Below are 2,549 nucleotides of genomic sequence, written 5' to 3' on the forward strand. Positions count from 1 at the left end.
CGGCAGGGTAATACTAGCGGTTGGCTCTGTGATGGTGAAGCTGAAGTCGCTTAAGAAGCCTGTACCTGCTGCTGCGGGGTCGGAGTTTTCTTGGTCAGGATCGCCATCTTCTAGGGAGAAGACATCCAAGGTTCCTCCCTCTAGTCCTGCACCGGGTCCAAAGGAGGTATCAAAGCGATAAAAGACGTTACCTTCGTCAGTGACACGAGTTTGAACTGCTCCGTCGCCATCTGGGGCCAAGAACTGTTGCAGAATTTCTGCTGTATCCCCTTCCAGGTTGACTGTAATACCGCCTTCGGGAATCGCACCGGTCACACTGAAATTCAGTACCAGGCTATCACCATCGGCTTCACTAATTAAACCTGGTGTGGTACTAAAGCTGACTTCAGGTACAGAGGTTGAAAGTTGAATCCATTCTTCGGGTAAGAGATTGGCAATAAGCTCAAATCCACCATCGTCGCCGCCATCGGGGTCAATTACGTAAGCAATACCCTGGGGATCTGGATAAATGCCTGTTGCGGATTCAAAGAGATCATCATGGCCAACAAGAACAGTGTTAGTGCCATCTTCAGGAACCTCCGTTAAGAAGGGCGTGACATTTGCACGCATCTGTTCAACTTGTTCGGGGGTGTAGTCCTCGAAGGGTAGGAAATTGAGCTTAGAGTTTTTCTCGTATTCCGGAAAGGCGATGGCTGCTGTTTTAATAGCCCGACCGTAATCACTGGTTATAACATCGCCAACGGGAATTTCAGAGCGTTCAAACCCTTCGCCGATGGCCAGAGATTGTTGAATGCCGAATTCGCTTAGCACTCTCTGGGTGGAGAAGTCATTGACATTAATCTCATCTGTAGCCTGGTCAGCGAAATCAATCTCGGTGCTAGCGTGTCTGAAGTAGACAACAAGTCCCCCTTCTTGTAGAGCAGTTAAGAGGGCTGCACCTTCCAATTGGTCTACAAAATCAAGATTAGCTTGTTCCCCATCGCTAGGTTGTTCACCTCCATAGTCAGGAGCAGGGGTGACCAGATCCCAGGCATCTCCAGGAGTCCAACCATTAGCAGTAAGGCCATCGCCAGAGGCGGGAATAACACTAGCACTGCTTCCTGAAACACCATCAGAGAGTGCAGCCCACTCTTCAGGCAAGAGGTTGGCAACAACCTGTAAGCCACCATCTTGGCCGCCATCGGGATCAATCACGTAGGCGATACCCTGTGGGTCAGGATAAATCCCTGTGCCTGCCTCAAAGAGATCGTCATGGGCGACAATGACAGTGTTGGTGCCATCTTCAGGAACCGCAGTTAAGAAAGGCGTGACATTTGCACGCATCTCCTCAATATCCTCGGGGGTGTAATCCTCAACGGGAAGGAAATTGAGATCAGAGTTTTTCTCATATTCACCAAAGGCGATCGCTGCTGTTTCAACAGCCCGACCGTAATCACTGGTAATGACCTGAGCAACGGGAATCTCAGAATTTCTAAAGCCTTCACCAATTACTAAAGATTGCTTGACACCAAACTCACTGACTACGCGCTGAGTGGAGAAATCATCCACATCGGCAGTAACCTGGTCAGCAAAATCTCTCTCGGTTTGGGCGTGTCTGATATAGACAACGTAGCCACCAGCTTGCAATTCGTCTAATAATGCTTGACCTTCTAATAGATCGACAAAGTCAGCATTAGCTTGTTCGCCATCGCTGAGTCCCCCTTCATACATCGGGGGAGGAGTTACGAAATTCGCACTATCACCTTCGCGGTAACCGTTGATATCGTCAATAAAGACCCTGATGCTGTCGGCATCGGGATCAACTTCGTACTGTTCTCCATCAACAATTTCAAAGAGAAACTCCTCTCGCCCTTCAACCTCATCATCTTGGAAGACAGGTACGGCAACGGTAGCTGTTGCTTCTGTAATCCTTATAATGAGAGAGCCGGCAACTTCATCTGTACCAACGATGCTGCCACCTGTTACTACGACACCTTCTACAACGGTTTCAGCTTCCGGCAGACGGGGGTTGGTGGCATTGACATCAAATTCAGCGATGGATCGAGGTGGACCGGCTAACTCAACTAGCAGTCCTTCGGGGGGAATGGGTCCATCCACCGTAAAGATGGCAGTAACTACCGTTTGATCAGACTCATAGAGGTTAATCAGGTCTGTATTAGTTGGATTTTCAGGTGATACTGTGATCCCAACTGTGGGGGTGGTTGCTGGTGTTACGCCATCGGTAACGGTGAAGGTGCCAGAGTTTTGTGTGCCATCAACGGTGTAGCCTTCGCCTTCCACTAGGGTGTAAGTGAAGGTTTGATCCGCTTCTTGAACAAGGTCGTTAGATACCGGCAGGGTAATGCTAGCAATGGGATCTGTGATGGTGAAGCTGAAGTTACTCAGGAAGCCTGTCCCTGCTGCTTCGGGGTCGGAGTTTTCTTGGTCAGGATCGCCATCTTCTAGGGAGAAGACATCCAAGACTCCCCCTACTATTCCTGCACCAGGTCCAAAGGAGGTATCAAAGCGATAAAAGACGTTACCTTCCTCAGTAACACGGGTTTGAACTG

At 49.4% G+C, this 2,549-nt stretch carries 1 protein-coding gene; it reads right to left on the reverse strand.

The window, feature by feature from the left end; translation table 11 throughout:
- Positions 1-2,549, reverse strand: a 2,549-nt coding sequence (locus MK185_17725; protein MCH2042470.1) for a hypothetical protein, incomplete at both ends; no start/stop codon positions are given.

Source organism: Saccharospirillaceae bacterium (genome assembly GCA_022448365.1).
Lineage (GTDB): Bacteria > Pseudomonadota > Gammaproteobacteria > Pseudomonadales > Oceanobacteraceae > Bacterioplanoides.